Raw genomic sequence first — 22210 nt, 5'->3', positions numbered from 1 at the left:
CGGATAGTTCTCCTATTCCTTATGATCGTTTTTCAGCTTTTCCATTTCCGCCTTTAACACGGCATCCAGCGCGTCCAGTCGGCTGCTCCAGCGCCGTCTCATGTTATGGACCCATTCTTCCAATTCAACCATGGCCGCGGTGTTAATCCGATATATGCGCTGTTGCGCTTTTTTCTCCACGTGCACCAAATTGGCTTCTCGAAGAATTTTCAGATGCTGGGAAATGGCCTGAGGGCTGTATTGGAATTGGTTGTGAATGCCCGATGCGGGATACCCGTCATTGTCCGCCAACATTTCCAAAATTCTTCGTCTAGTGGGATCAGCTAAAGCCGAGAATATATCTGCCGGCATATATCGTTTCACTCCTCCTTTCCATTCATTTTTTAAATCTAACTCTTCGTCTTGTAGTTTGTTTTTCGTCTGTATATCCATAATACACCAATCACTTTATAAAGAAAATGCTTAATTAAGAATTTAATTGATAAAGATTAGAAATATAGACAGAGGGTACGGCGTCAGTCTAGGATATTTTTTCATACACAGCTACCGCTGTTCTGATTAGTGGAGGTAGTTTAATACTTACGGAGTCTGTCGGTTTTGTAATTGGAAAACACGCGTGGACTCATAATATTCTGTCTAATACATGTATGGTAAAAAAAATCCGCGATAAACGCGGATCCGGTAGGCTATATTTTCTTGTCCTCTAAAAATTCCCCCCTGGCGCAGTTGCGGGTAGTTTCGTAAACTCATTTTAAGATTATTAGCCGTTCCGTACGCTAAATGTTCTTATCCTCTATCACCCGGTTCCGATTGTATGCCCGATTGTTTTGCGAATCCTGCTCAAGAACCTCGGATTTCCGAGATGATGGAGCGGAGAAACTTTTGCTGTTCAACACTTGCTTTTTCACATAGCCCCCATAGCAATTGATTCTCATGCTCCGTCAGATCCCGTTTGAGTGTTGAACTCATTCTTTGTTTCAAGTCGAAATACACGCCTCTTTCTTCGACCGCCCGAATATAGTGCCCGTCCGGATCGTAAAAGGTGAAATAACCGAAATCATTAGTAAATACAGGTTCTTTATCAATATGGCCCCCAGCTTGTTTAATTCGTTCATGCAAAGCGAGCAAATCATTCGTTAACATCTCAACCATCGTCACGTGCCCCGTGCTGCTTGTGATAAAGAATGAATGAGGAAAGACAAACTTCAATTGTGTAACATCTTCCGGTTTGGTTTCCATCAAAAAAATACCCGGGCCGTTTCCATTTTTCAATGCAACATGTGCCTCTCCAAACTGATAATCTGCCGAATTCAATTCATAGCCCAACACATTGCAATAAAAATCTACCGACGTTTTCAAATCTGTGACTGGAAATCTCATGCAGCAGTAACCGATTACATCCGCATCATTCGTTTTATTGCTCAACATATGCTATATTCTCCTTTTTAAATAGCTATTTTTCGTTGTTACTATATTATCACTTGCGTTTTCAGTGCATCCCGTCTCGCTTCACTACCGTTCTTCGTTCACGACATTCCTTGGACGCGCCTTCCTGCCCCTAGAACGAGAGTTACTTCAAATTCAATGTCCATGATCGCCATTGCTGGTTCTCAGATCAGTTCCGAGTATTAGAAGACGCAATTTCCTTGAAATTATTTATTCGTTAAAAAATTCCATAATCCTGCCTGTTAGCTTAATGGCAAGGCCAGCGTCGGCCGCGGCCGTCTATATGGATATCGACGGTGGCAAGTATGTGATGAGCCCAAAGCAAACGCTGATCGTTCCGCCGAATTCCACCCATCGTGGCTATTATGACCAACCTTTTTTCTTGGCTATATCCGCGTACCAAGTTATTGTATCTTTGTGTGAGATGGGAACCGAGTAGCACGTTCCACCCAAACGAAGTGCAAGAAGTTTTGGATTTCTTCGCTTTAGAGGGGAGAGGAATATTGGAGTTCGAACATGCAGTCAAAATTAAAATCACTGCAAGTAACAGGATGTGCTTTCTCACTTAACCAACCCCTTTTCAATTCACATATGTTGGCAAAGCAAGTCTACCAGAATATTCTATTTTATTTATTACCATATCGTTCTATTCGTGAATCCGTGATGCCTTTCCAACTCGCAGGCTATTTGTGCTGGAAATCCAACCAATCCATAGATATAACTCTGCGGTTTTATTTCTGCGTAATCTAAAACAGAGTTTTAACGCTCGCGCAAAGCTCAACGTACGCTAAATGTTCTTGTCCTCTAACAATTACGGTCAATTCTCGACTAATTAAGGCTAAAGGCTGCCAATTGATTGTTGCATACGGCAGCCTTGTGTATGTTACGGGTAAGTTTCTAATTTATAAAAGCCTCTTATTAAATTCTCAATGGCTGCTACAAAAAGATTAAATATTTCGTTCCTCATACTCAAAGGGTTCTTCACACGAGTAAATTTCATGGAAAAATCCCATATATGGGATATCGTCTTCCAGGCATTTTATGCAATATGACAACTCCTCATTACATTTCGGCTCTTCACCATTATTCCGCATACACTCGAATTCGTCTATAATACGTTCCATGAGATTTAGTTTGATAAATAAGGGCAACTTATCCAACATCGAGTTTTCAACCTTGGTCTCGGATCTGTATCCCGCGAGGACGGTTTCAAAATAATCATCCATAAACTTTTTACGTTTACCGGCATCTGGTTCAAATTGTATCCAGCCCACTCCGTTTGTCCAGAGACTTGCCAGGTCAAACATATACCAACCGAAACATGAATTATCGAAATCATAGACGGTAATTTGCCCGGTATCAAAATCGATCGAATAATTCCCGTCGTTGTAATCAAAATGGATCATACCGAAAGACTCACGGTTCCTGTCCAATCCTTCTAAGGTTTTCAAAAGTTGTACCAGCTTCTCCTTAAGCAGAAATAGGGAGTCGGGTATCAGTCTATCGATATATTCGGCATTGTATTTGTCAAAAAAACTATACCGGCGATGGACAGGAGTATACCCTTTCGATATTTGGTGCAGTTTTCCCAAGACTTTACCGCAATTATAATAATATTCGGTAATTGGAGTTCCTTCCCGGTACAGATAATTATTTTCCGCAAGCATTTTTCCCTTGGCCTTTTTAAACAGGCAGATAAAAAAAGTATGATCATTATGAGTGATCTCTTCCAGCAGATTCCCCTTCCTGGAGCTGAATACATCCGAGACACTGCCGCCATGCTCGAATAAATACCTGATATACTCAACTTCTCCCAGAAAATCTTCCCGGCTTCTGTCATTTAAGAAGGCGATTCTGAGTATCTTCGCGTCGGCGCCCTCTTTCTCACAGGTATAAACGACATTGCGCCCTCCGGTATGAGCCTTAACCGACTTGATTTCATAACCGTCCATCCCGTACAGCTCTGATACTAATGGAAGTAAATAGGTATCTCCGATTTTAACAACTTCGTTATAAGTCATAATCTCTCCTTTCATCGCATTTCTTGACTTGCCCACTGTTTCCTGATGGATCCCTGTTAATTTCTCTACAAGTAGGTTTATCGGCTGTAGCCGGTTTTCAATAGACTTATATGACAACGTTTAACATTGATGCATCATGCCTTCATTATTTTACCACTAAATATTTTACCGAAAAATGCTAATTAAATTCTAGGAAAACTTTCTATATAACAATACTTTCTATATAACAATATTCAATTAACTACATTACGAGCAGATTGATTCCGGACCCGAACGCACAATCGATAATATTCAGCACCTAAACAGCTTAGTTTCCGTATCATCTACGATTATGACCACCACCAAGAGCAGCCCATTTCTTCACCATTCTCGTTTATATAGTCAGCTTTGACTTTTTTATCATACACATACAAGTGACATCCATCGTTCTTTTTCATTTTTGAAAATTCCGTACCTATTGCATAACGTCTCACACTTAAAGAAGTGTCATCACGTTTACAGGTCTGTTCTTTCACCTCCGATACACTGAGCAAAAAACCTTGTCCTCCGTGTCTGGGCTATTTTCTCCGTTATCGTTACAAACTTTAGTCTTGATGAACGACTTCTCGGTAAGTAGAGAAGCTGACTGTTCTCTTAGCGAATGTTGCGAGACCAGGGCCGTCGCCGCGGCTATCGAAATATCATGTCATCTAACACCCTTACTGAACCTTCTCCTACGGCCTTAAAAGCCGATACAATCTTCCTCGGTCAAAATTATGTTTTGCCCCAGCGGTCGCTGCAGTGTTCCTCTTATCACCCGTAATATGGGACTTCCAGTCCTCATTCGGATCGGAAGTTCGGCTGGAATCGCTAGAATTCTGTTTTCTCACGTTTGCTCAATAATTCAACTTTGATGTTTTTTCATGCCGAATCGACCGAACCAATCGAATTATTTCCATGCTTCCCTTCAATGCCATAAGTACAGTCATCGTCTTCAGCCAAAGGATTACATCCGGCTGATAGATTGTTGCAATATGCCATACCGGCATAACTTGAGTCATACTCAATATTAGGATAATAAACAGACCTGCGAATTCCAGAACAATTTTTGATTTCACTTTAATAGATATTCCAGTATGGCTAGAATGGTGAGGTTTCCACGGCCAAAGGCAGCGCTTCGCGGTTCGAGCGGTCGTGTATAATACCCATGCGCTAAGCACGAACATTAATCCATTCATAAGCAAGTATTTCTGCGAAATGCTTAGGAAAGATCCTCCAACCGGTTGTTCATTCAGTAAGTTTATAACCCCGGAGGCGATGTGGGTAGTTGTAATGACGTGTGTTTTGGGCCAAGCGGCATCGATCGCGTCAAGCACGTTAGCGAACACGATCACTCCCAGTTGTTGTTCCGGAACAATATAAGTTTGGGCTTGAAAGCCAATTGAGCCGCCCGGCTGACCGATAACAGGTAAACCGTTAATGCGATCGGTCATCCAACCCATGGCGTACGTCCCTGGCATAGGTTCGGTCTGCATCAGACGCGTGCCTTCCGAAGAGAGCACGGAATAATCTTCGAATCGGCCGCCGTTTATTTGGGCAATCAAGTAATGGCTCATGTCATTCGCGCTGGAATAGAGATAGCCCGCCGGCGCATCCCCTGGAATAAAGATATAGGGGCCATCATAGGCAACGTTGTATCCAAATGTCCGACGATAGGGTGTAGCAAGTCCGTGTTCAGCGGCTTCATCGAGCGTAACGAAGCTGTCATGCATGGATAGAGGGCTGAAAACATGTTCCTTCACATAGTCGCCATAGGACTGGCCGGACACTTGTTGAACGATATAGCCAAGCAGTACATAGTTTGCGTTCGAATACATGTAGGGATGGGTGGTTTGCTTGGTTTTCTTTAAAAACTTTTCCGCATAAGCAATGGCGTTTTTCTCAAGAGCATCTTGCTCTTGATCGTTGATGCTTGACAGCGTGTTGCTAAAAGTCGAGATTTGGGAGAACCCGCTGGTTTGATTAAGTAACTGACGTACAGTAATGAACTCTGCACCAATATACTTACTGGAAATATAGCGCTGTATAGGCGCGTCTAAGTCGATTTTTCCTATTTCGGCAAGCTGCAGAACGGCCATGGCCGTAATCGACTTGCCTATCGAACCTATTCCAAATGGGGTTTCGGGCGTTACGGGTCGACCCGATAAATCGGCTCGGCCATATCCCTTAAGGTAAAGAATGCGATCACCCTGTACAATCGCGAGAGCCAGCCCCGGAAGACGCTGTCGTTTCATTTCGCGAGCAATATACGCATCCACTTCGGAGAAGACTGAAGTTTCAGATCGCTCTACTTGCATGCTTCCCTCAATTCGTGCTGAACTGAATAGTGGGAAGAAAAACAGACAGCACAGAATGATGGTTACAATTCTCACTCTCACTCTCATTCCACCCCATCCCCAGTTATTGTTTCTGTAAACAATCCAATGATTGTTCAGATTCGCTTTAAAGGTTCTCATTCCCTTGGATTGAGATTCAAAAATCAGCTTCCCACAATGTCAATCTCGCACCAAAAATTCACTTCAACCTCCTTCCCTTCCATATCATTTACCCCTCCTCCGTTTTATAAATAAGCGAAAAACAAAAACACGACCCCATAGGCCGTGTTTGGCAGATTGGGCAGCCCGGCGGCTATCACTTGAACAATGAGAAGGTCCTTAGTTTCCTAATCATGTTTATCCTCCCGTAATGAACGGATCAACCGGCATTGAATTGTCTCCCCCCACGCCTTCCAAGATCGCTTGTTTCAACGGCATACTCATGCTTGTTTGCCATATGGAAGAAATCACAGGAAGCAGAAGTCACCATGGTCGGGTTAGCCGGTGCGGCGGGAGCGGGTCAGAGCCAACCCACCTAGGACCATGCTGATCAGCCCCATCACGATGGCAATGATGGCCCCGGCTCGCCCGCTGCCGGTACCGAAATCTCCAGTGAAAATGGTCAGATGCAGCACTGCGTAAACTATGACGATTATCCCCACCACGGCGGCTCCGATGGCTCCGCGTCGCCCGCTGCCGGTGCCGAAACATCCTGCGGAGCGAGCCAGAGACAGCCCAGCGAGGATCGCGCTAATCAGCCCCAGCACCGCGTCTATCGTGGCCCAGATTCGTCCGGGGGTGGCTACTCCATATCCAACATCACCGTCGGTCACTGCAGCAGAGGCAATAGTTGGTACAAGTAGAAGTGTACCAACTATTACGAATGAAACTAGCTTCATTTTCATTGGTTATTTACTCCTCTATATTGTTTTTGCAAACTGAATACAGTCCGGCTTATACATATGATATATATAGCATTCTTTATTTCAGCCAACAGTTTTTAGAATGGCCGAAGACTTGCCGGGTCATCTAGCAAAATCAGCTTACCACCAAAACCTGCGACCATCTCATTGCGGAAGCATGCTTACGTCATACCCTTCGGATTTGCTGGATATATCCACCCCCTTTAGCGCTGAGTTCAAACAATGCTCACTCAATCGACATCACATACAATTCAGCTCATTTCGCCCGCTTTTAAATGACGTTTTCCATGCAAACGATCCCACCGTTCACTAATCCTTGCTTGTTCTTCGCAGCTATTTCTCGTTTCGCAGTCAGTTTAAACAATAAATGTCGAGAACGTATGCAGATCTTCCTCTTTTTGTGTGGAATTCTTCAAGAACAAGTTAAATCACGGTATAATCTGGGTTAAGTGTTGCATTCTCGCACTGGTAACAGATTACACTGGAAAGATGTGATTGGAATGGAACCGAAATTGTTGCTTGTGGAGGACGAACCGGGCATGCTTGAGGAGATGCAAACCTATCTGCAACGGGAAGGTTTTCGGGTATTGACCGCCTGTACCGGCAAGGAAGCGCTCACGATTGCCCGGTCTGAACGGCCTGATCTCGTCGTGCTTGATTGGATGCTCCCCGAGAAAAGCGGCATTGATGTATGCCGCGAATTAAGGCAAATCTCGCATTGCGGTATAATTATGGTCACAGCCCGATCGGATGAATCGGATAAAATCGTCGGTCTGGAAATCGGCGCGGACGATTATTTGACGAAGCCGTTCAGCTTGCGCGAGCTCGCTTCGCGCATCCGAGCTTTACTTCGCCGCTTGCGCGGTCCTGAAGACAAATCGATGTTCTTGGAAAGAGACAACCTGATCATTTCCGAGGCCAAATGTCAGGTTTTCAAGGATGGCCAGGAGATCCAACTGACACCGACGGAATTCAAAATTTTGTACACGTTGGCTGCGCGTCCCGGAATGGTTTTCAGCCGCTTGCAATTATTAAAATCCGCCCTTGCGGACGAATATATGGGATACGAAAGAACGATGGATTCCCATATCCGGAATCTTCGCCGCAAGCTGGGAGACGATCCGGCCAATCCTCGTTATATTCAGACGGTATACGGATTCGGTTACCGATTCGGTGAATAATCATGACGTTGACGGTACGCCAAAAAATATTTGTCTACATGGGACTGATCGTTCTTATTATCGGCGGCGCTCATGCCGTAACCAAACATGCTTACATGGAGTCTGCGTTCGATCAATTTCGTAAGGAAGAAATCAGCGCATCATATTTGAACGCAACGCCCGGGGAACAAATCGAGATCTTGAAGACTTACGTTTCAGGTAAGATGCGGGAATTTGAGCTTGGAAATTGGGTATTTTTCATAGCGACCGGCCTATTCGTCAGTTTATTGATTTCGGGGGTGCTGACGCTGCCGCTTCGAAAGCTCGTTGCTGCTATCGAACGCGTTGCGCAGGGGGATTTGGACGTGAACGTTCCTGTACAATCAAAAGACGAATACGGTAAAGTAATCCAGTCATTCAACGACATGACGCTTCGCCTCCGTGAAGCTGAGGACGCCCGCAGGCGGTTGGTAGCTGATGTCGCTCATGAGCTTCGAACGCCGCTGTCTATCATGCAGCTAAAATTAGAAAATGCCCAGCAGACCGGTCAAAACGTCCCTCCGGACATGCTGCTTAGACTCCATGACGAAGTCATTCGCTTAGGCCTGCTTGTGGAAGATCTTCATGTCTTGTCGCTAGCTGAGGCGGGCCGGTTGGCATTGGATTGCAAACCGCTCGATCTGTCGGCAATACTTGAACAAGTCGTTGATGATGTGAAAATGGAGGCTGAGGAGAACGGACTGGAAATGCGCTTCTATTCGAATACGATGCCGGTAACGGTGATGGCCGACGCGAGGCGGATCACGCAAGTGTTCATCAATTTGTTGACTAATGCAATCCGCTACACGATGGAAGGCGGAAAGATATCGGTTGCAATTGAAGACAAGGTCCTGGATCGGAATGCAGTCTATGCATGTGTCTCCGTGACAGACACCGGCATCGGTATTCCGCCCGAAGAACTGGCCCACCTGTTCGATCGTTTTTATCGCGTGGAAAAGGCCCGTTCGCGGCATTCAGGCGGAACGGGGCTCGGATTATCGATCGCTCATCATTTTGTCAGAGCCCACGGCGGGTTCATCCGCGTCGCGAGTGAGCCTGATCAAGGTACGACATTTACCGTTTATTTGCCGCTGGTTAATTGATATTTAAAAAAGGGCTATTATAAAATATTGTTGCTTCAATCTTTGATGAACTGCAAATACTTGACTCTAGAGAACGATTGCCTATCGAGTTGAAGAAAGGCCATCCTTTGCGAGATGGCCTTAACATCATGGAAATTGCATTATACCTCGTATGCTTGCTCTAACGATTTCATATTGATTTTAGCTTTCGTTTGAAGCAATGCCTTCATCACTCTTTCGGATCTTTCTGGATCGGGGTTGCATATCATCTCTGAAAAATGCTTTGGGATGATCTGCCACGATACTCCGAACTTGTCTATCAACCAACCGCACACCTGAGCCTCGTCTCCTCCCTCGGAGAGCTTCGTAAATCACACCGGCTCATTTCTTTGGCTCTTATTTCTCGAGACCGTTTGAACCGGCTTGCCGCTTCGACCAAAGCCGCTTTTGGAGCATATAGGCGCCTACTCCAATCGGGGTAAAAGCCGTAAATGCCAGTATTCGTTGCAGCAGTCCCCTGATCATGGATTTGTCGATTTCCACCATTCCGCTCATGATTGGAATCATAATCGCAAACAACAAGAGATTGGCGGCGAGGTAACCTTTCCAAATCCGCGAATCGCTTTGTTTCCATAATACGATGGCAAAAATAAGCGGCAGCAGGAACGTGCCGATCCCCCAAATTCCTCCGCCATGTCTCGGGTCGGGACTCGGGAATATTCCCGATAATAGAGTTCCGAGCCCGTTCGAAAAAACGGCTATCGACGTGAGCCACGCCAAGAATGGGTGGGTTCCAAGACGCAGGAACGCACGCAAAAAACCGAATGCAGCAATTAGGGTCGCGATGCCGAGCAAAATGATCGCCGCATTAACCGGCAACGGGTAGACGGCATGATTGGAGCCGAGATGGCTTGCGGTATTCCTTATAAAGCTATAACCCGGGTAAAACGGTGCGGCGATGGCGGGGATACCGAAATAAAGAAACGGGATCGCCATACCCACGCGAAGCAAAGCTTCCGTACCGCTCCGCGCCTTCTCCGAATGTGCGGCTTTTTCACGGCCGCTCTGCCACGGAGGTAATAAACGTCTCCTCTCTTTCATTCCACGCGGCCTCTTTCTGCCCCTTCCTATTATAGTTATGAATTATGAAACAATTTCAAAAACGGTACCTTGGTTAAAATCAGCCACTTTCATAGAGCCATAAACTCCTAAATATAGTTTGGTTTGATCCAGATTCGTTCCCAAACTAACATAATAAGCGGATTGAGTACCAAAATTATAATCGATTTCAATAACACTAAAATCATTTCGTTTACAATCTGTTTTTACCCTGGTATAAGCTAAAACTCCTCTAACTGGAGGGTGAGATTCTTCATCCCGGGCAAGGTCGGTAAACACAACGCTTCCCGTTAAAGCGGGGATTCCATTCCCCATATATGGCTGGACTCCTGTAAGTGCAGTTCCTCCAAATTTATCAGGTCGGGGATCTTTATGAAAATAACTAGTTAAAGGCTGAAGACGCCTCACTGAAGTATTTATTGCATCATTGTAATAAGCCATTGTTATCTCATTCATAGGTGGATTTGCAGAGCAGCCCCTTATCATCGAAGTAGGAATAGCACCTTCCCACCCTCGCCAGCCAAAGTTAATAAATTCTTCTTGGTCAGGTTCAGAATTCATCAAAGAAGCTTGAATAAGCTTGGTAACCGGTATTGGTTTATGATGAACGAATGAATAAATCGACTCTACCAAATCTTGTCCGACAATTCCCACATATTTGATATACTGATTATATATCCTTTGATATGAAATGCCCGGTATATTGCGAACCCCTTTGGCAATTACCGTAAGCGTTTCTTGAATAAGTACGGGTAGCTCATTAAAGCGTGTAACTACGGGTGGATTATCAATCCATGTATTCTTAACTACATCAATTTCAATAATTTTTCCGGCGATTTCCATATCGTCTTGACTTAAATTGAATGGATCATAGCCTGATCCACCGTCTCCGGTTGTTAAAACAAGTTTCCCTGTTTCAGGTGAAAAGTTTAAGCTATTGACACCATTATGATTTAGAAATGGTCTTCTTATGTTAAGTAATGTCCGCCGTTTTTGAGGTTGACCATTCGGTTGTAAAATCCATTCTTCAACTGTATCAATATGATCATATTGAGTTTCTCTATTTGTCCACCTTAGGTTTAAAGTTCTGGGATCACACGGGTTAGGCTTAAAAGATTCAAGAGGGGCACCTGAAAGAGCACCTGGGCCCTGTGTTCCGGCTACTGAATAATGAAGATAGAAAAAACCGTTATAATAAAAATCGGGATGAAACGCTAGCCCAAGCAATCCCCGTTCATCATAACCTCCACTAGAAGCACCTAGTTTTATGATTCGCGGGCTAATATCTAAAAAAGTCCTTATCGCTTCGTTTCGTATATAAAAGATCTCCCCTACCTGGGTTGCAATAAGTAAGCTTTCAATTGAATCACCCGGAAGTATAGTTGTTTTCAAAACAGTGGGTAAATTTAACTTACTTACAATGGGCCGCAAACTAACCTTAACTTTTATCAACTAACTTTACACTCCTTCCTGATTGTTTTTTTATAAGAATATGATTAGAACTGTTCTATTAATACCAATGTGTGCCGGGCAATCTGACTCGGCATTGCACCATTTTCCGCGCCAGCGTCGGAGGAATTCAGCCCATTACTTCAATGAAAGATCAAAGAGGAGCTGTCCATGCGGCAGCTCCACACTATCGTTGTCCGCTAGGACATTTTATGCGTTCATTCCATGCCCAGCCGGTTCAGCCTCCACCACCGCAACGGCCCGAACCGGGGACCCGTCGCCACAGACAATGCGCAGAGGAAATCCGTAAAACATAAAGTCGGTTCCGCCGGGAAGACGATCCAATCCCTGAAGCCCCGTATACGTCACAATTCCGATTCCCAATAACGCCCGCTCCAATTCTTCAGACAGTTCGCCGCCGACGAACGGTGGTCGCAGCGCAGCGAGTCGGTCAAAGCATTCTAGCCCGACGGAATCGGCGAAAAACAGCCCCCGGCCTTCCGGCCAAGTCTGGTCTTCGATCCGTGCTACGCGCGATGCTCCGAAAAATCGCTCCAATGGCAGCTCATCCAAAGTCGAGGCACCGGGGTGCATGTGTGAAGGCGCGTCCACGTGTGTTCCGGTATGGCTACCCATCGAAAGCTGCCGCAGCTCCCAGGAGTGACACTCGTATGTGTGTGCTACCTTGACTTTTACCTCAGGATCTCCGGGATAAACGGGCATGCCGTCCGCAATCGGCAACGACAAATCGATCACTCTCACTCAGGCGCCTCCATTCCTGCAAGCTATTATCCAAATTTCACTTCTGTTTGACTTGAACTATCGTTCTCCGTTACCTGAATCAGATATCTTTCCAATTTACAGTGCAATGGGCTATTTATAGAAAGCCCGAAAGCGTATCTCCTGAATTTCACTCTAGCGTCGCGGTCAGACGATCACGCGGTAGTGAAGATGAACAACGCCGCTTCGGAAGCGGCGCTCACCGAGCAGCTCGAGCCGCATGCGGAGGTTGTCCGGCAATGCTCGCTTACCTCCACCCAAGACGATCGGATTAAGAAGCAGATGACACTCGTCGATCAGTCCCGCGCTCATCGCCTGCCCAGCAAGCTCGGGGCCGCCAATCGTAATGTCGGCTCCTGAAGTCTCCTTCAGCCCCCGGATCGCATCAGGATCGAATTCGCGCTCGATCCTAGTCCTTGCGCTTGAAACCGCCTGAAGCGTCCGGGAATACACGGTCTTCTCAGCCGCTCGCCAGATCTGCGCGAATTCCCGCATTACCTCCGGTTGATCGCCGGGCTTGGCGCTCGCCGTCTCCCAGTACACCATCGACTCGTACAATCGACGCCCGTATAGGTAGGTGCCAATCGGCCGCTCGAAGTCAGTCCAGAACGCAAACACCTCGTCATCGGAGATCGTCCACTCGATATTGCCGCGCTCGTCCTCAATGAAACCGTCCAAAGATACGTTAGCAGCGTAGATCAGTTTAGCCATTTCAATAACGCCCTCCAATTTTCAGTTAAAAAAATCAAGTTAATTACCTGCCAATTCTCCTTAAGTGAATTTTATAATTTCACAATCGATCGATCGGATTCCAATATAGTTTATATTTTCCACACTACTTCGAAATCGTGATAACTATTAATCCCGTATGGCAATGGGGACATCGTTGGAAGTAAACGGAATAATGCTTTTACTTTCAATATGTGTCTGCAGGGATCAAATCCGGTATTCTCCTGAAATCATATAAGATTCTCCGGTAGTATTTTTCTACCAACAATTGCTATTATCCTGCCCGTTAGCGGAACGAGGCAACCTATCGTCCGCCAGCACCTCGCGTTAGGTTATAAAGACTTGAAAAACAAGAGAACTGAGGCGGCCATTACCAAACAAGCTCCGACTTTTGCCATAAACAAATAAAAATCAGTCGGCTCCGGGTTTTCTACATTAAGACCATAGGAGAGCTTGAAGATAAAGCGCTGGAATAGCTCAAAGCGAAACGCGCACCAACCGTAAACAAACAAAGGGATGGCCAGAATGAAGTAAAGTACGCTACCGTTCGTAGTATGCTGCTCTTCATAAGCCGCACGGATCAAATCGTTCGCCGAATAGTATTCTTCACCGGGTGAAAGAATTCGTTTGTCGTTCATGTACATAGAGACCGGCGACACCCATTCCCCTTGCTCGTCATACACCATGAACATGCCGGAAAACTGCTCGGCTGTATACGTTTTACCGCTCGGATATGTGATGGATAGATTCGAGTTGCCTTTACCTTGCATGCTTCTTATCGTATAAATATCACTCTTGATCATAACTTCCTTGCGATCCTCATAAGAGGTCACGGAAACTGGAACTGATACACCACCGCCAAACGCCCGGTATGTTATTATATTCCCCATTTCCGACTGCTTTGTATATTTCGTATTATCCAAATAAAACACCTGTATGGAATAATATCGTACCGCCCAAATCAACAGTAATACCGCCAAAATGATTATAGCGATCCACTTCATAGCCTTGAATATGTTCGTGAAATGTGTCTCCAATATATCCACCTCCCTTCCAACTAAATCCAGTCGTCTTACTATTGATATACCCATCCATTACTTGGAAGTTGCGTTATCCTGCCCTTAAGCTTAAAGGCAAGGCCAGCACGTCGGCCGCGGCTAACGCTATATGTTCTTGTCCTTTTCGGCAAACGATACATATTCTTGTCCTCTAACAGTTTGTGACACAATCGTTCGTAGCCGAATCCCTTCCCCTGCCGATATAACAGGTTCCAGGCTATTGCTAAGCTTATGCTTCAACATATATGGCCTCTTTTGAACAGAGACGATCTCAAATATCCGCAGCCTATGTTCTTCATTAGTTCATTCAGAACGATACAGTGGATCCAATATGTATTGTGACTCAATCCATTAAAGCTAGCTAAAATACTGTGGTTCTCTATTGAATGTGTATATGTAGAACACTTAGTATTATGTACATATGTATATAAGTCGGCTGAAGGTTATACCAGCTTCAGCGTCTCTCGGATCGCCTAACAAAAAAAGCCAGAATGCATTCATTGCATTCTGGCTTAACTTTATACGAGGATTAACGCAGGTTCAGCACCTGTACATCAGGATTCACATCGACCTCGTAGTCAACGTCTTGAGTCTCGAAGCCGAACAGCTGGAAGAATTCACGACGGTAGCCGTCAAGGTCGGAGATATCGTGAATATTGTCGGTAGTCACCATTTCCCATATCCGCTTGACCTCGTCCTGCACATCCTCACGCAGCTCCCAATCATCAATCCGGATGCGTCCCTTCTCGTCAACCGGTGTTTCGCCGCCATTATACAGACGGTCGGAAAACAACCGGTACATCTGCTCGATGCTTCCTTCGTGCAGGCCTTTTTCCTTCATCACCTTGTAGAGAGCGGCGATGTACAGCGGCACCACCGGAATGGCGGAGCTGGACTGGGTGACAAGCGCCTTGCTGACGGTTACATAAGCCTGTCCATGAATGGTGCTCAGCTTGTCGGTCAAGCGGTCAGCGGTCGCTTCCAGATCGTCCTTCGCACGGCCGATGGAGCCTTGTCGGTATACGGCCTGGGTAATGTCCGAGCCGATGTAGGAGAAAGCGACCGTTTTGACGCCTTCAGCCAGCACGCCAGCATCCTGCAGCCGGGTCATCCAGTGTTCCCAATCATCGCCGCCCATTACGGCGACAGTATGCTTGATCTCCTCTTCAGTAGCTGGCTCAATCGTAATGCTCGTGACTTCACCGGTGTGGAAGTTGACGGTTTTGTTGGTATAGGGCAGACCGATCGGCTTCAGAACGGAGTTTACTACTTCACCTGTGCTAGGATCATTGCGGCGCGCGGTAGCGACACTGTAGACGACCAGATCCACCTGGCCCAGCTCCTGACGGATGACCTTGATGACATGGTCCTTGGTCTCGTCGTCGAAGGCGTCACCGGTTACGCTGTAGGATTTCAGGCCAAGCTTCCGGGCTTCCTCTTCGAACGCGGCAGAGTTGTACCAGCCGGCAGAGGCGGTACGCTTCTCGCTGCCAGCGCTTGTCCGGTATACCCCGATCGTGTTTGCGCCTGCACCAAAAGCTGCTGCGATCCGGGCGGACAAGCCGTATCCCGTGGAAGCGCCAATGACAAGCACGTTCTGTGGGCCACGAATAGCAGGCTTGCCTTTGATGTAATGGATCTGTTCCTCGACTTGACGTGCACATCCTACCGGATGGGAGGTTGTGCAGATGAAGCCGCGTGTTCTAGGTTTAATAATCATGAATAAAGCGCCTCTCTGTATCGTATTTCATTTTCCATTTGGTTTAGATGTCGTGAGTGCTGTTAAGCCATATCATATTATAACAATTAATTGCACAAGGGAATACCTCTCCCATAACCTATCTAAACTCAAATCCAGTTATCCCCCAATATGAACACTTAACGCCCCCATACATATTAGCACATATTGAAAGTATCCTGCCAATTGCTTAATAAAAACAAGGAACAGCTGCCGCGGCAAACTGCTCCTTGTTTTGTTGAACTAACGTGTGTCCCGTTCAACAACTCGTTCTCCACTGTCTATATCGGCAAACTATCGGGTCATCCAGCAGGATGGCCTTTAGAGCTCCAAAATCATTCGGAAAAATTACAGCGTTTTCCGCATGAATTCCTTCATATACTTTTCTTTAAAGCCAAGGCTGTCATATAGATTTCTGGCATAATTCCCGACTACACACCAAAGGTCGACTTTTGCACTGCCGCGTTGATAGATCTCGTTGCATAAATACATAACAAACTTTTTTCCGATCCCAAGGCTCTGAAAGTCAGTACGGACGGAAATACTGCTGAGTTCATTACCAGAAAGGTGGCTATAAGCGACGATTTCCCCATTTATTTCGAAGACAAATCGGTTCTCCGCATCCTCTTTCCATACTCTTCGTTCTTTTTCACTGGGCTTAGCAATCACAGAATCGGGAAAGCAGCCGACACGGACGCGCATTTCATGAAACGCTGTGGCATACAGCGACTGACTGGCAAGATAGTCCTCGTCCGTATACAGCCTCACCGGTAGCTCCTCCAAGGGAAAGGGATCGCCGGTTCGCTGCATTAAAGCCGATGAAAAGTATTTGTCATAACCGAGCTTGCGCGCAAACGCAAGAGACGATTGATGACCAGCACGAAAGGAACTCCTGACTTTTTGGGTTCCGCCCGCCCGCAATTCGGTTTCAGCATACTTTACCATTGAAGAACCGATTCCTTGCCTGCGAAACTGTGGATCGACAAACACAGTTAAATAGGACTGAGATGCAGGTTCGTTCACTTGAGCCAGTGCAATAAGCTTATCCCCGATAAACGCGGCAATAAACAATTCAGGTTCTTCAGCAAGCACCCGAAGGATGTCTTCACCCGCGTCGGCGTCAAAGCTTAATAATTCTCTTGCTGCATTACAATCTTTTTCACTGAAGTGTTCGTATCGGATACCTGCTATATTCATCAGCCTTCGATTCCTCCGTTATTGCTTATTGAGCTACTTTCGACTTCAATTTTATTTAATATTCGCGAATACTTTAATAAATCCTTTTTCTGGAATGCGTTGAACTATCCTGTCCATTAGATTTCCTTAACCTTTGTACGGTCGTTGCTGCGCTATCTTGCCCTTAGCTTAACTAGCACCGTCGGCCGGGGCTAACGTTATATGTTCTTGTCCTCTAACAATGGCTTGATGTCACAATCATGCGGTTCATTTTTTATCGATTATTTTTTTACTCCTCGTTCCCTACTCACGGATATCCAGCCACCGAATAATGCGATTCACAGGAAGATTGATAGTTCGTTTCCACGCATCCTTGGGTTTTAGTAAGCCGTAAAGTCCCGATGCAGCCCCCATTAAAGTCCATAGAAATAGAAATACATATAAATGCAAATAATTGCCCGTTACTTAAACGAAAGGCTGCCGATTCTGCTGGCAGCCCTGGTTGACATACATAAGTTTAACCTTTAATATATACGACTTGTCTTGCTAAGAAATTACGGATCCCATCCATTACTAAAGTGGATTTGATGATTATATCAAGTATCTTCCCGTGATCGACTGCTCCGCATGGATGATCTGTGGAGGTGTGCCCTCGAACACCACCTGGCCGCCCTTGCTGCCTCCGTCCGGTCCCATATCGATGATCCAATCCGCTTGACTGATCACATCGAGGTTGTGCTCGATGACAATCACCGTATTGCCGGCATCCACGAGGCGGTTCATGATCCCCAAAAGTTGACCGATATCTGACATGTGCAGTCCGGTCGTCGGCTCGTCCATCACGTAGATGCTGCCCTTCTTATGCAGCTCGCTTGCAAGCTTGATGCGCTGGCATTCCCCGCCCGAGAGCGTGCTGAGCGGCTGACCGAGTGTAATATAGTTCAGCCCCACGTCACTCATCGCCTGGAGCTTGCGCACAACCTCTTTTAACTGGAAAAAATCCAATGCCTGCTCCACTGTCATCCCCAGAACTTCTGCAATTGACTTGCCGTTCAGCTTGTACGCGAGCACCTCTTCCTTGAACCGTCTACCTCCGCATACTTCGCATGGCAGCTTCACGCTGTCGAGGAATGCAAGGTCTGTATACACAACACCCAGCCCTTGGCAGTTCTCGCAAGCCCCCTTGGAATTGAAGCTGAACAAGCCTTGATTGACCTTGTTCGCGGAAGCAAACGCCTTGCGCACATCATCCATAATGCCCGTGTAGGTCGCGGGATTCGAGCGTGTTGATACGCCTATCGCCGATTGATCGATGACAATTGCATCCGAATGCTGGCTGAGAAATACTTCGTTAATCAGCGTACTCTTGCCCGAGCCGGCGACACCCGTTACGACTGTCAGCACTCCGGTTGGAATATCTACACTCACGTTCCGCAGGTTGTGCAGTGTGGCATCCTTGATGGACAGCTTGCCCGATGGCTGCCTGCAATCGTGCTTCAGTTGGAGCGGCCGCTTCATATGGGTGCCTGTCAGTGTGCCTGCATCCAGCAGACCTTGGAAGCTTCCTTCATACACGATGGTACCGCCGCGGCTGCCGGCATGAGGACCGACGTCGACGATATGATCCGCTAACTTGATCACATCGGGATCATGCTCGACGACAATCACGGTATTGCCCTTGTCGCGCAGCTTCTGCAGCAACTCATTTAACCGGTGCACATCACGGGGGTGCAAGCCAACGCTGGGTTCATCGAAGATGTAAGTGACATCCACCAGACTGCCGCTCAGGTGCTTCACCATCTTGACCCGCTGAGACTCGCCGCCGGATAATGTATCCGTCTCACGGTCCAGCGTCAAGTAGTCAAGTCCGATATCCACCAGATGCTGCAGCCGCTCCGTCAGCGATTTGACGACCGGCGCGGCAACAGGATCGTCAATCTCCCGAATGACGCGGATGAGCTGTCCGACCTCCATGGAGGACAGCTCCGCAATATTGAGCCCATTGATTCTGCAGCTTAGTGCGGCCTGACTGAGTCTCGCGCCGCGGCAGCTGGTGCAGGGACCCTCGGAAATGTACGGCGCAACAGTTTTTTGTGTGCGCTCGGACTTCATCTTCACATCCTGCTTGATGTACTTGTTGGTGAACTTCTCAATGACGCCTTCCACCGTAATATTCGTTGCCTTCCCGGCGAAATCCATCTTCACTTTCCTTGCCTTAGCGTACAGCAGCTGCTCCAATTCCTCATCCGAATAATCGCTCAGCTTCTTGTCGAGATCGAAGTCCCCCGACTGCACGATCATGTTCCATTCCCAGCCATTCACCGAATAGTCCGGCAGCATAATGGCTCCTTCATTTAACGACTTGGTCATGTCCACCGCCTTGCTCATGTCGATGCCCAGCCTGCGACCGATTCCGTTGCACTCGGGACACATGCCTTGCGGATCGTTAAACGAGAACATGTGCGCTTGTCCAACATAGGGCTGACCCACTCGGGAGAAGAGAAGGCGGAGAATGGGAGAAATATCGGTAATCGTGCCCATCGTGGAATGGGAACCGCCGCCCAGCCGCTTCTGATCCACAATAACGGCCATGCTCAGGTTCTCGATCGCGTCCGTATCCGGCTGCGGAACGCGGGGCAGGAAAGTGCGCACGAACATGCTGAAGTTCTCATTCAGCAATCGCGTAGATTCTGCGGCGATCGTATCGAAGACGATCGATGACTTGCCGGATCCGGATACCCCGGTGAAGATCGTGATCTTCCGCTTGGGAATGCGCAAGGATACGTTCTTGAGATTGTTTTCCCTCGCACCCGAGATTACGATATGTCCCTGATTAGATTCGCTCATTCTTAACATCCTTTCGATCATGTTAATTTCTACTTTTATTCCCATTGTACCATTCATTGTGCATAGAAAGTCGGGATGCCCGAACTTGTGCCTGTTATTGTTCTAACCAGGGAGGTCATGCGATAGCTTTATCGAATATTCATGGTGTGTCCGTAAATTACAATTTGATGATTAGAGATGGCTGCAGCCGGTTTATGTTGATTGTCAAGCAGGGTTCAACTATCGTACCCATTTATTTTGCATTGGGATTGAGATGTTTTTGTACCGCATGCGGTGTGTTGGGACTGCTTACTTAATGTCATTCGGTTCTAGATAACTACCATTCTCTACTGAAGGCATCAGTGATTGGATGTAGGATAAACTCTCATTGACCTGTTCTTCACTCAAACCATGTAAGATTAATGGACCAGAATAATTGGCTTCTGAGAGAAGGTGCAAGTAATGTTTGTAATCAACTATGCCTTGACCAGCAGCGACAAACTCCGTTTGTCCATCAATAATAATATCTTTGGCGTGTGCAATAACAATATGTTCTCCTAGAAGGTCAAAGCTTTCGCTTAGGAGATCATTCATCGGTCCTGGATGCTCGGGATTATACAAATTAGCTGCATCCATTACTATTCTCACGTTTGGCGAACGAATCTCATCCAATAGGTCTTTAGCTCTTTTTGCATCGAACACAATATTAGCTAACTCCGGCTCGACCCCCAACACAATCTTGTATTCCTCGGCAATCTCCACAGCCGCTGACATGGTATGCATCATGTCATCCCAAGCTTCCTTGCTGCGATTGTCAGGATGCAGCCGCCACATGTTTTCGCAGTCCCTGCTGCCTGTGCACAGCGTAATGACCGACGTTCCGAGGGAGCTGCTAGCTTGTGCAAGAACACGAAGACGGTCAATCCCCTGTTTACGCTTATTTTCATCTGGATGTGCCATGTTGAATGTTCCGGAGACGGCTGACATCACTATATTAAATTGCTTGCAAGCGATGCCGATTGAACGCACGAATTCGAGGTCAATATACTCAGGCATGGAAGGCAGGCCCGCACAGGACATATTAAACTGAGTTCTCCTCAGGCCATATTCGTTGATGGCTGCCAATACTTCATCAACCGAGTTCCGACTGAACGTTTTCGCAAAGATACCCAATTCCATCACACAGCACCAGAAACGTCGGATAATTGGACTTTACCGCCGATTTCCACAGACCTTGCTATTGCCACCATCGTCCTCATGTTTTGAACCCCATCGTGAATCGTAGCGCCCAACATTTGAGCTCCATTAAGAATTGTGTCGGCAAAGCCTTCTAACTGAAGTTTATAAAAATGCGCGTCTGCTCCAAGTGGTTTGCGGTACAATCCGTCTTTGGCAGAAAAAACCTCGACATCGCTCGCCTTAAACAACCATGGATTATAGGTTTTGGCGATTACGCTGCCATGCTCACCGTACACCTGAAACCCCTCGTGCCAATCCATCCTGACAGCTACGGTCAAATCCAGCTGGCCAACTGTGCCATTCACATATTCGATCGTACAAAGCCAATTGTACGCACCGAATCTTTGTGTATGCCAAGCATGAACACTTTCAATTTCTCCACCCAAAAATCTTGCCGTATCAACAAGGTGACTGCCATGTGTCATCATATAGTAGCGTTGTTTGTCCAGTTTAGGATTGCCATCAGGTTTTTTAACAGCCTCACTGGTCACTATAATAGGCATGACATTATCAGTAACGATGTATCGGTAGGTTGAATCGCAGTACCATGCTTTTAGCGCAAGCATTTCGCCCATTTCTTCTTGTATAAAATTCCGAGCATATGCGATGCCTGGATCGAACCGTTTCATGTTTCCGACTTGTAAGATCAAATTTGTGCTTCGTACAATTTCTTCAAGTTCTTCGCATTCTTCAATGGTATTACCAAGCGGCTTTTCCACCAGCACGTGTTTACCCGCCAAAAGAGCTTTTTTTGCCATGGGGACATGAAATTGATCGGCAATGCCAATCACGACAGCTTCCACATTTGGGTCCGCGAGCATCAAATCGTAATGGTAATAAGCACGGTTCGGGTTATATTTACTGCTCATTCTCCCCACTAAATCCTGAGCTACGTCGCAAATGGCATAAAGCTCAACATTGTTTGCTCTTGCGCAAGCCTCCAAATGAGCAGCCTGGGAAATAACACCGCAACCGAGCACTCCAACTTTTAACTTTTTCTGAGTTGCCATCTTTTAGTACCCCCTTATCTATTTGGTTTGTTGTATCCGGTGAATAATATTTTCCCGCACA

Annotated in this window: 18 protein-coding genes; 2 read left to right on the top strand and 16 right to left on the bottom strand. The window is 46.5% G+C overall.

The window, feature by feature from the left end; all coding sequences use genetic code 11:
* Positions 1-12: 12 nt before the first annotated feature.
* The 5 genes from L1F29_RS17250 to L1F29_RS17230 form a co-directional block, all read right to left on the bottom strand.
* Positions 13-432, bottom strand: a complete 420-nt coding sequence (locus L1F29_RS17250) for an ArsR/SmtB family transcription factor (protein WP_258389520.1) — start codon at positions 430-432, stop codon at positions 13-15.
* 408 nt (positions 433-840) lie between these two features.
* Positions 841-1428 (bottom strand): VOC family protein, encoded by a 588-nt coding sequence (locus tag L1F29_RS17245; RefSeq protein WP_258389519.1) that lies wholly within the window; start codon positions 1426-1428, stop codon positions 841-843.
* Positions 1429-2393: 965 nt separating this feature from the next.
* The gene (locus tag L1F29_RS17240) at positions 2394-3467 is read right to left on the bottom strand and encodes a phosphotransferase enzyme family protein (protein WP_258389518.1); all 1074 of its coding nucleotides are present in this window, start codon (positions 3465-3467) and stop codon (positions 2394-2396) included.
* An 875-nt stretch (positions 3468-4342) separates the two neighbouring features.
* Complete coding sequence (locus L1F29_RS17235; protein WP_258389517.1) at positions 4343-5884, bottom strand: serine hydrolase domain-containing protein; 1542 nt, start codon at positions 5882-5884, stop codon at positions 4343-4345.
* A gap of 434 nt (positions 5885-6318) precedes the next feature.
* Positions 6319-6726 carry a DUF6223 family protein gene (locus L1F29_RS17230; protein ID WP_258389516.1) on the bottom strand — a complete coding sequence of 136 codons (408 nt, stop codon included), beginning with the start codon at positions 6724-6726 and terminating at the stop codon, positions 6319-6321.
* A gap of 518 nt (positions 6727-7244) precedes the next feature.
* Here L1F29_RS17230 and L1F29_RS17225 point away from each other — a divergent pair.
* On the top strand, positions 7245-7925 hold the full coding sequence (locus tag L1F29_RS17225) for a response regulator transcription factor (protein WP_258389515.1): 681 nt from the start codon (positions 7245-7247) through the stop codon (positions 7923-7925).
* A 2-nt stretch (positions 7926-7927) separates the two neighbouring features.
* Positions 7928-9046, top strand: a complete 1119-nt coding sequence (locus L1F29_RS17220) for a sensor histidine kinase (RefSeq protein ID WP_258389514.1) — start codon at positions 7928-7930, stop codon at positions 9044-9046.
* Positions 9047-9186: 140 nt separating this feature from the next.
* Here L1F29_RS17220 and L1F29_RS17215 read toward each other — a convergent pair whose 3' ends face one another.
* The 11 genes from L1F29_RS17215 to L1F29_RS17165 form a co-directional block, all read right to left on the bottom strand.
* Positions 9187-9360, bottom strand: a complete 174-nt coding sequence (locus L1F29_RS17215) for a VOC family protein (RefSeq protein WP_258389513.1) — start codon at positions 9358-9360, stop codon at positions 9187-9189.
* Positions 9361-9421: 61 nt separating this feature from the next.
* On the bottom strand, positions 9422-10126 hold the full coding sequence (locus L1F29_RS17210) for a DUF998 domain-containing protein (protein ID WP_258389512.1): 705 nt from the start codon (positions 10124-10126) through the stop codon (positions 9422-9424).
* Between the two features lie 42 nt (positions 10127-10168).
* Positions 10169-11596 (bottom strand): PQQ-dependent sugar dehydrogenase, encoded by a 1428-nt coding sequence (locus L1F29_RS17205; RefSeq protein ID WP_258389511.1) that lies wholly within the window; start codon positions 11594-11596, stop codon positions 10169-10171.
* 207 nt (positions 11597-11803) lie between these two features.
* On the bottom strand, positions 11804-12349 hold the full coding sequence (locus tag L1F29_RS17200) for a cyclase family protein (RefSeq protein ID WP_258389716.1): 546 nt from the start codon (positions 12347-12349) through the stop codon (positions 11804-11806).
* A 171-nt stretch (positions 12350-12520) separates the two neighbouring features.
* Positions 12521-13084, bottom strand: a complete 564-nt coding sequence (locus L1F29_RS17195) for a dihydrofolate reductase family protein (RefSeq protein ID WP_258389510.1) — start codon at positions 13082-13084, stop codon at positions 12521-12523.
* 350 nt (positions 13085-13434) lie between these two features.
* Positions 13435-14139, bottom strand: a complete 705-nt coding sequence (locus L1F29_RS17190; RefSeq protein WP_258389509.1) for a DUF6199 family natural product biosynthesis protein — start codon at positions 14137-14139, stop codon at positions 13435-13437.
* A gap of 550 nt (positions 14140-14689) precedes the next feature.
* On the bottom strand, positions 14690-15880 hold the full coding sequence (fabV, locus tag L1F29_RS17185; RefSeq protein WP_258389508.1) for an enoyl-ACP reductase FabV: 1191 nt from the start codon (positions 15878-15880) through the stop codon (positions 14690-14692).
* Between the two features lie 366 nt (positions 15881-16246).
* Positions 16247-17095: a GNAT family N-acetyltransferase gene (locus L1F29_RS17180; protein WP_258389507.1), complete on the bottom strand. Its 849-nt coding sequence runs from the start codon at positions 17093-17095 to the stop codon at positions 16247-16249.
* Positions 17096-17665: 570 nt separating this feature from the next.
* Positions 17666-19921: an ATP-binding cassette domain-containing protein gene (locus L1F29_RS17175; protein ID WP_258389506.1), complete on the bottom strand. Its 2256-nt coding sequence runs from the start codon at positions 19919-19921 to the stop codon at positions 17666-17668.
* Positions 19922-20209: 288 nt separating this feature from the next.
* Positions 20210-21079, bottom strand: coding sequence for a sugar phosphate isomerase/epimerase family protein (locus tag L1F29_RS17170; protein ID WP_258389505.1), 870 nt, complete (start codon positions 21077-21079; stop codon positions 20210-20212).
* Positions 21079-22149 (bottom strand): Gfo/Idh/MocA family protein, encoded by a 1071-nt coding sequence (locus L1F29_RS17165; RefSeq protein WP_258389504.1) that lies wholly within the window; start codon positions 22147-22149, stop codon positions 21079-21081. Before L1F29_RS17165 ends, L1F29_RS17170 begins: the two co-directional genes overlap by 1 nt.
* Positions 22150-22210 lie beyond the last annotated feature (61 nt).

Origin of the sequence: Paenibacillus spongiae, from assembly GCF_024734895.1 — a bacterium.
Classification (GTDB): domain Bacteria; phylum Bacillota; class Bacilli; order Paenibacillales; family Paenibacillaceae; genus Paenibacillus_Z; species Paenibacillus_Z spongiae.
The sequence above is the reverse complement of the archived record's forward strand: the minus strand, read 5'-3'. Positions and strand labels throughout refer to the sequence as shown.